Annotated in this window: 5 protein-coding genes and 1 pseudogene; 5 read left to right on the forward strand and 1 reads right to left on the reverse strand. The window is 59.8% G+C overall.

Going from position 1 to position 8,292, the window contains the following annotated elements; all coding sequences use genetic code 11:
* The first annotated feature begins 92 nt into the window (after positions 1-92).
* The 4 genes from A9D13_RS14150 (at position 93) to A9D13_RS14165 (ending at position 4,445) form a co-directional block, all read left to right on the forward strand.
* Positions 93-1,163: an AAA family ATPase gene (locus tag A9D13_RS14150; protein WP_066775007.1), complete on the forward strand. Its 1,071-nt coding sequence runs from the start codon at positions 93-95 to the stop codon at positions 1,161-1,163.
* Positions 1,164-1,254: 91 nt separating this feature from the next.
* A complete protein-coding gene (locus A9D13_RS14155; RefSeq protein ID WP_066775010.1) occupies positions 1,255-3,582 on the forward strand; it encodes a S8 family peptidase in 2,328 nt (775 codons plus the stop codon).
* A 279-nt stretch (positions 3,583-3,861) separates the two neighbouring features.
* A complete protein-coding gene (locus A9D13_RS14160) occupies positions 3,862-4,143 on the forward strand; it encodes a type II toxin-antitoxin system RelE/ParE family toxin (protein ID WP_066775014.1) in 282 nt (93 codons plus the stop codon).
* Positions 4,143-4,445, forward strand: a complete 303-nt coding sequence (locus A9D13_RS14165; protein ID WP_066775017.1) for a HigA family addiction module antitoxin — start codon at positions 4,143-4,145, stop codon at positions 4,443-4,445. Before A9D13_RS14160 ends, A9D13_RS14165 begins: the two co-directional genes overlap by 1 nt.
* A gap of 218 nt (positions 4,446-4,663) precedes the next feature.
* On the opposite strand, the pseudogene A9D13_RS14170 reads toward A9D13_RS14165, so the two are convergent.
* Positions 4,664-6,005, reverse strand: a pseudogene (locus A9D13_RS14170) (IS3 family transposase).
* Positions 6,006-6,706: 701 nt separating this feature from the next.
* Here A9D13_RS14170 and A9D13_RS14180 point away from each other — a divergent pair.
* Positions 6,707-8,292: electron transfer flavoprotein-ubiquinone oxidoreductase (locus A9D13_RS14180; RefSeq protein WP_066775020.1), on the forward strand; the 1,586-nt coding region annotated here is incomplete at its 3' end.

Raw genomic sequence — 8,292 nt, forward strand, 5'->3', positions numbered from 1 at the left:
CCGAGATTAGTTGATTACAGCGACGGAAAATTTGGCTAGATTCACGATGTGTCGAATTGGCGCGGTGAATTATCGGATTGAAAAGGAGAAAAATGGCACGCGCTGATCACCTCGTCTCGCTCGTTCGCGCCAGCGTTGCTGGCGATCGCGAGACGCTGCGTGCAGCTACCGAGGCCATAGTCGCCGACGAACGCGCTAAGAAACATCATATTCTTGCGGATCGTCTGGAACGCGCTCTATCAACGGTTCCAGTAACGCCACCACCGCTCACGACCTCGCAGCCACAGATCGGCCCGGGCCGCGATACTATTCTCGAAGTGGAACCGAAAGTCCGGTTCGATGATCTGCTGCTCTCACTTCCCGCACGCGAAAATGGGCGACAACTCATCGAAGAGCATATGCGCGCCGATGTACTGCGGGCACATGCTTATGAACCGCGCCACCGCATCTTGCTGTCCGGACCTCCCGGAAACGGCAAGACATCCTTCGCCGAAGCCGTAGCAGAGTCTCTGGCTCTGCCTTTCTTCGTTGTGCGCTATGACGCCCTGATCGGCAGCTATCTTGGCGAAACCAATGCGCGTCTGCGCAAGCTGTTCGATTATGTGAGGACACAGCCGAGCGTTCTGTTCTTCGACGAGTTCGACGCGATCGGCAAGGAGCGTGGCGACACGCATGAGACCGGAGAGATCAAGCGAGTCGTCTCCTTCCTGCTCATGCAGTTGGATCAGTTGCCACCCTATGTGATCGTGATTGCCGCTACAAATCATGCGGAGCTGCTTGATCGCGCCGTGTGGCGCCGTTTCCAAATGCGGTTGGCCTTCCCGGAACCGGATCGCAAGCTTCTGGAGATATTTCTGGATCGGATCGTTTGTGGCTGGCCCGAGGCACCGAAGATGCCCATGCAGAAGCTCGCCACTCGCCTAGGTTCGATCAGCTACGCCGAAGCGCTCGACCTTTGCCAGAATGTACGGCGTCGGCAGATATTGGGATTGGGGGAGATCAGTATTGATGACGCGCTCGCCAAGGAGCTCGATTTATGGAAATCGCGGGTACGGCCTGAATCCATAGATGCCGAGCGATCCGACCAAGCCTCTGTTAAGGCTAACTCCAGAACAGCCAAGACCGCGTCCCGCCGGTCAGCAAAGGTTTCCCAGGCCACCTGAGTCTTTTCCGAAAGACCGTCAGCGGGACACCTTCACACCAAAATTCGATCGTCTTGCCCAAGCCCTTGGGCGCGATCCGAACGGCCTTGAGTTGCGCGCCGATCCGGCAGCTCTCGCCCCTGAAAGACTGCTCGTTTTCGAGGTGCGCGGTTCGATCAACAATTTCGCAACCGCCGTCCAGAAAGTCCCGGGCCTTGAGCTGATCGATGAAGAAGAGCTGGGGAGCGACGAGGACAAGGCACCGGTCGCCTATCTGCTTGTGCCGGATGCACGCGCTCTCGCCGAACTGCTTTCTCTGTGGAAGCGCTGGAATGATGACCAGCTCCGATTTGGCGAGACGCCCTGGCGCGGCGTTTTCGAACTTCTCCGCGACTTGCGCCCATGGGGACCGGAAGATCGGGTCCAACCGATTGATGCGGGTTTTCTGGCCGAAGAGATCGAAGAGCGGGATGACAATGAACTGGTCCCTCTTGAGATCGAACTGATCTATCGGAGATCGGAAGCGCAGGCGGACGCGCAGGAAGAGAAAGTTCGGGCAGCCGTGATTGTGCGCGGCGGTCAAATTGTCTCACGGGCGCGGCTCGCCGATATCGCCTATCACGCGCTGCTTATAGATCTGCCGGTACGGGCGATCCGCGAAATCATCGAACGCTCGGCCGATAGCATTGCCGGCCTCGATCCGGTCATGCACATCCGGCCGCAAAGCTTAGCCACGACCATCGAGATAGAAGATGCAACGCCAGCGGGAGCGCCGGAAGACATAGGAGAGTTGCGAGAGCCCATTCTGGCATTGCTCGATGGCGTTCCGGTCGCCGCGCATCCGCTTCTGGCACGCCATCTCGTCGTGGACGACCAGTTTGAGCTCGAACCCAATGCTCCGGTAGACCAGCGCGTTCACGGCACGGCCATGGCTTCGCTCATCGTACATGGCGACCGCAATAATCCCGCGCCGGCACTGCCTCGAAAAGTCCATATGATTCCGGTCATGGGCGCAAGCGATCGGTTCCCGCCCCGCCGCCTTGTCGTCGATATCATTTATCTGGCCGTACGCGCGATGCGTGAAGGCGACAATGCCACCGCGCCCGGCGTACTGATCGTCAATTTGTCGCTCGGTAATGAACGCCGTCCCTTTCAGTTTGCGCTGTCGGCGTGGGCACGCCTGTTGGACCGTCTTGCCTATCGCTATGGCATCCTGTTTCTGGTGAGCGCCGGCAACGTCAAGGAAGCTTTCGGCATTCCCGCATTCGCAACTGGCAGTGCTTTTGAAGATGCAGACGGCGGCGCCCGATGCGACGGCACATTAACCGCGATCGGCAATGTAATGGCCGACCGGCGAATGTTCTCACCTTCCGAGACGATCAACGGTGTTACCGTGGGCGCGTCGAACGACGACTGGGTCTCAGCCACCGATCGTCGCGGCGCTCGGACCATCATAGATCCGTTCCCTGAGATGCGGGCAGCAAATCCGTCGAGTGCGCTCGGCCCTGGTTTCGCTCGCTCGGTAAAACCAGACATCCTGATGCCCGGCGGTCGCGAGCACCTTCGACAAGTGCGAACCGATGGTCATGTCTTCGTAAGGCCCGCAGCGTCCACGCGGCCAACCGGGCTTAAGGTCGCGGCGCCACGTATCGGCGGGATCGAGGCGGCCGAGGCCTATTCCGGGGGAACTAGCGGCGCGACTGCCTTGGCTTCGCGCACCAGCCATCGAATACATGATGCGCTTGAAGCGGCTCATCCCGGCTTCGCTGACCTTCCGCATATTCAGCGCGCAGTCCTGCTCAAGGCGCTGCTGGTTCATCCGGCCCGTTGGCCGGACGATATCGCCGCGCGGATCAAAGCAACTATCGGACCTGTTGGTGGGCATCACAGTCATATCAAGGACAACATCCGACGCTTCCTCGGCTTCGGCTACGTAGATGCGGAAGAGGCCATTGCTTGCGCTGATGATCGCGCGACGTTCTGGGCGGTGGGTCAGCTGTCACCCGAGCGAGTCGCAACGGTGCGCATACCGGTGCCTGCAGTAATGAGCGGGCAGGCGCGACCGCATAGCCTTTCAGCTACACTTGCATGGTTCACGCCAGTGGCGCCAGGCCGAAAGAGCTACCGTTCGGTCCGCCTCAAACTGCTCGATCCGGCGGGAACCGACGCTTTGAGTATATCCCCGCGCAGCCTTCAACCCGATAGCAATCAGACCAATCGTGGCACACTCTTCATGCGGTGCTGGGAGGGCGACAAAGCGCCCATCGTCGGACCGGACATGACAATCGACCTGATCGTGCAGCGAGATCCGGATCCTGGCACTCCGATCGACGAACCAGTGCCTTTCGGTCTCGCGGTTACGCTGTCCATGCCCGGAGTGGTCGGCCTTTACACACAGGTCGCACAACGCCTCGGCATCGCTCCGCGCCAGCAAATATAGCGTGGGCTCATTGGCGGGCGACGAACCGAAACGGCTCCGTAGGAGCGCCAAGAGGGTCTGACGTCCGGTTTCGGGGAGCCCGCGCCGAAGCTTCAATGGCCAAATTGGGGATGCGTAGCTGACATGCTGACTCATCGTTAGGAATGACTGCTTTCCGCGATTCACTCCCTGAAACCTGCCGTTCCGGATCGTCCAACATTGCGGTCATACGGCATCACAAAAGCGTGCAGGGCAGGGGCCGAAATGAGAAGTGAGTGTAATGTATGACATTACAAATCCATGGAGATCGAAGGCATCGATCATAAGAACCTCCGCAAGTTCTTCACGACAGGGAAGGCGAGGGGTCTTATGGAGGTGGAGCGGCTTCGCCTGATGCTGGCCTTTATCGATGCGACCGGCTCATTTGATGAACTCGCCATTCCGCCGAACTATGGTTTCCATGCGCTGATAGGGGACCGGTCAGGCCGGTTCGCGATGACAGTCACGAAGAACTGGCGGCTTGTTTTTACCAAGGTTGACGAGACGACCATCGCCCATCTTGATCTGGAGGATTATCACTGATGGCTCTCAAGATGCATCGTGCGCTGGCCGTTCACCCTGGTGCCTGGCTCAAGGAAGAGATGGTGGTGCCTTACGGTATTACCGTCACCGATCTTGCCGATCGCTTTGGCGTGTCGCGACCGCCTTTGAGCAATCTGCTCAACGGTAAGGCCGGGCTGTCACCCGATATGGCGATACGGTTCGAGAAGGCGTTCGGCATTTCGGCAGCGACCTTGTTGCGTATGCAGGCGGCCTATGATCTCGCTCGCGCCGAGGAGATGGCCGATAGCATCAAGGTCGACCGCATTAAGGAGCCAGTCTAGTCGGGCTGCAGGGCTCGCGCTGGCTTCTCGGCCATAAAAGAGGAGTGGGGATGGTCCACGCGATGCTTGCTAAGCGACAATTGGCCCAATGACAGGCGCGTTTCTAACGGGCTATCTGCGATGATAATATACATTATGTCAAATGTCCGTCGTCAGAACATTTGGCACAGATCTGGTCGCTCGCCTGATGAGTGTTGGCCTCGTCTGGACGGTTGATCTCAAGCGGCGACCTTGCGGTGCTGCAAGCGCCGATGGGCGATGGTCTTTCGTTTGATCCTTCGGCGCCGATCCAGAACGGCAGAAGCCCTGCCGAAGTAGGCATCCGCTGGCGTCACATTATCCAGGCTCTCATGGTAGCGCTGGTGGTTGTAGTGTTCGATGAAGGCCTCGATCTGGCATTCGAGGTCACCGGGCAGGAAATAGTTTTCCAGTAGCACGCGGTTCTTCAGCGTCTGGTGCCAGCGCTCGATCTTGCCTTGGGTCTGGGGATGGAACGGCGCGCCGCGAACATGGGCCATGTTCTTGGTGTCCAAATAATCGGCCAGCTCGTTCGCGATGTAGCTCGGCCCATTGTCCGACAGCAGCCGGGGCTTGTGCAGCACGTTGGCATGGTCGCAGCCTGACGCCTCCAGCGCGAGGTCGAGCGTATCGGTGACATCGCTGGCGCACATGGTCGAGCACAGCTTCCACGCGATGACGTGAGCCGCGAGAAGTCGTCGAGCACGGTCGAGAGGTACATCCAGCCCCATCCGATGATCTTGAAGTAAGTAAAATCCGTCTGCCACATCTCGTTCGGCCGGGTAGTCTTGTCGCGGAACTCATCCGCCGCCTTGATGACGGTATAGGCCGGGCTGGTGATGAGATCATGGGCCTTTAGCAGCCTGTAAACGCTGGCTTCCGACACGAAGTAGCGCCTCTCGTCAGTGAAGCGTACGGCCAGTTCGCGCGGGGAGAGATCGCTGTGCTCCAGCGCCATCTCGACGATCTGGTGCTGGATGCGGGCCTCGATCCGGTTCCACACGCGGCCCGGCGTAGAGGGGCGATCTTCCAGTGCCTCCGGACCGCCTTCGAGGAAGCGATCGTACCAGCGGTAGAATGTCCGGCGGGGAATGCCGAGTTGGTCCAGCGTACGCTTGGCTGGCAGGTGCGATTGCTCGACCAACCTGATGATCTCCAGCTTCTCGGATGCGGGATATCTCATGCCTCGTCGTCCCCAAGCCCGCTGATGCTTTTTTTGAGCAGCCGGTTTTCGAGCGTGAGATCCGCGACGCACTCCTTCAGATCGCGCGCTTCGCGGCGCAGATCCTGCACCTCGGTGCTGGTCGCGGCCCGTGCGGTATCGCCGGCAAGCCGGCGCTTGCCATGTCACCGGCCAGATGATCCCCCGGATCATCTGGCGTAGCTCCATTCCATGAATTCCTTGGACCAGGTGTAGTAGAGGTTCTGGGCGATACCTTCCTTGCGGCACAGCTCGGCAATGCTGTCATCGCCGCGCAGACCCTCCAGAACGATGCGGATCTTGTCCTCTGCCGAGAAATGCCGCCGGGTACGCCGCTTGATGTCTTTAACGACTGCCTCCGCGCTGGGTTTGGCTGCCGAATTCGACTTGGTGTTTTGGCTTCATCTGCGTTCCTTCGTCACTACGACGAAGCCAAAACACTCCTTAACTTACAACCCTGATTTTGTGCCATGGGCGCTGACGGGGGACAGGACGAGATGTTCGTGCCGGAGGTGCGATCGATCTTCACAGTAAGCGCCATTGCGCCCTGTTGACGGTGCTGATTACTCCTCGGCTTCGGCGTCCGGCTGGCTAGCCGACCGGGTACTTGAAAGGCGTCGGCTAGCGAAAACAGCGTCCCGGCCAGTCGACGCCGTCACACTATATGCTCAACGAAGCGATAGCCAAGCATCCGCGCCATGCAATCCGATTTTCAGCGTAATGGTAACCCGGCGCCTATTTTCCTCAGAATGGCAGCGCGCTTCGTTACCCAAAGCTCCTGAGGAGAGCGACATACCCTAATGAAGCACGAATGGGGACTCGTGCGGATCCCTTCGTTGGCTGGAAGGTCAGTTTTGTCATTTGCGACACTTTGCCGGCGGGCAAAGTGTCACTGGCGACAACGATCTTGGCGTTGCCACCAGCCATGCCCGTGCGGCACGGCCCGCCAAAAATCACCTCCCCTACAGATCCGAAAGCAAATCAGCCCTTGCCTAATGCCGTATGCATGCGTACGACATCGCAGAGAGATGGAGAGCCCATAATGTCGACACGCGAATCCATGCCTTATGATGTCGTCATCGTCGGTGGCGGCGTTGCGGGATTGGGCGCCGCGATCCGGTTGAAGCAGGTGAATGCGGATCTTGAGGTCTGCGTGCTTGAGAAGGGTTCGGAGATCGGCGCGCATATCCTGTCGGGCGCGGTGGTCGATCCCAAGGCGCTGGACGAACTGCTGCCCGACTGGCGCGATGACGATTGCCCGATGGCCGAGACCCCGGTGACGGATAACTGGCACTGGACGCTGTCGGCCAAGGGCAAGTTCGCGATGCCGCATCTGGCGATGCCGCCCTTCATGTCGAACGATGGCAATTACACCGGTTCGCTGGGCAGCCTGTGCCGCTGGCTCGCGGAAAAGGCCGAGGGGTTGGGCGTGGAAATCTTCCCCGGCTTCCCGGCGGCCGAGGTGCTTTATAACGATGACGGTTCGGTCAAGGGCGTGGCGACCGGCGACATGGGCGTGGCCGCCGATGGCAGCCACAAGGCCGATTACCAGCCCGGCATGGAACTGCACGGCAAATACACGCTGTTTGCCGAAGGCGCGCGCGGGTCGCTGACCAAGCAGCTGAAGGCGAAGTTCGACCTTGAGGCGAATTGCGAACCGCAGGTCTATGGCCTTGGCATGAAGGAATTGTGGGACATCGATCCCGCCAAGCACGTGCCGGGCCGCGTTCTCCACACACAGGGCTGGCCGCTTAGCGAAAACGATGCGTGGGGCGGCGGCTTCCTCTATCACCAGGCCAACGGGCAGGTGGCCTTGGGCTTCGTGGTCGCGCTGGATTACGCCAACCCGTATCTGTTCCCGTTCGAGGAATTCCAGCGCTGGAAGCAGCATCCTGAAATCCGCTCGATCCTCGAAGGCGGGAAGCGCGTTTCCTATGGCGCGCGCGTCATTAACGAAGGCGGCTGGCAATCGGTGCCGAAACTCACCTTCCCCGGCGGCGCGCTGATCGGATGCAGCGCGGGCTTCGTCAATGTGCCCCGCATCAAGGGCAGCCATACCGCGATGAAATCGGGCATGCTCGCGGCCGAAGCCGTGGCCGAGGCCATCGGCGCCCAGCGCGCGGGCGACGAGGTCGTCGATTACGAGACGACATTGCGTTCGAGCTGGATCGCGGATGAACTGAAGAAAGTGAAGAACGCCGAACCCGCCGTCGCCAAGTTCGGCGGCGCGCTGGGCACGGTGATCGCGGGCGCGGACATGTGGATGCGCACGCTGAAGATCGGCCTGCCGATCACCATGAAGCACCACCGCGACTGCGATCAGACGATGCGCGCCGATCTGTTCAAGCCGATCCAGTATCCCAAGCCCGATGGCGTGATCAGCTTCGACCGTCTTTCCAGCGTGTTCCTGTCGAACACCAATCATGAGGAAGATCAGCCCTGCCACCTTCAGCTCAAGGACCCGGATGTTCCGCTGAAGATCAACCTGCCGGTCTATGCCGGGCCTGCGGCGCGTTACTGCCCGGCGGGGGTGTATGAATATACCGGTCTCGACGAAGAGGGCGCAGAGCCCAAATTCGTGATCAACGCGCAGAACTGCGTCCACTGCAAGACCTGCGACATCAAGGA

The sequence above is a fragment of the Croceicoccus mobilis genome, from assembly GCF_001661965.1.
Taxonomy (GTDB): Bacteria; Pseudomonadota; Alphaproteobacteria; order Sphingomonadales; family Sphingomonadaceae; genus Croceicoccus; species Croceicoccus mobilis.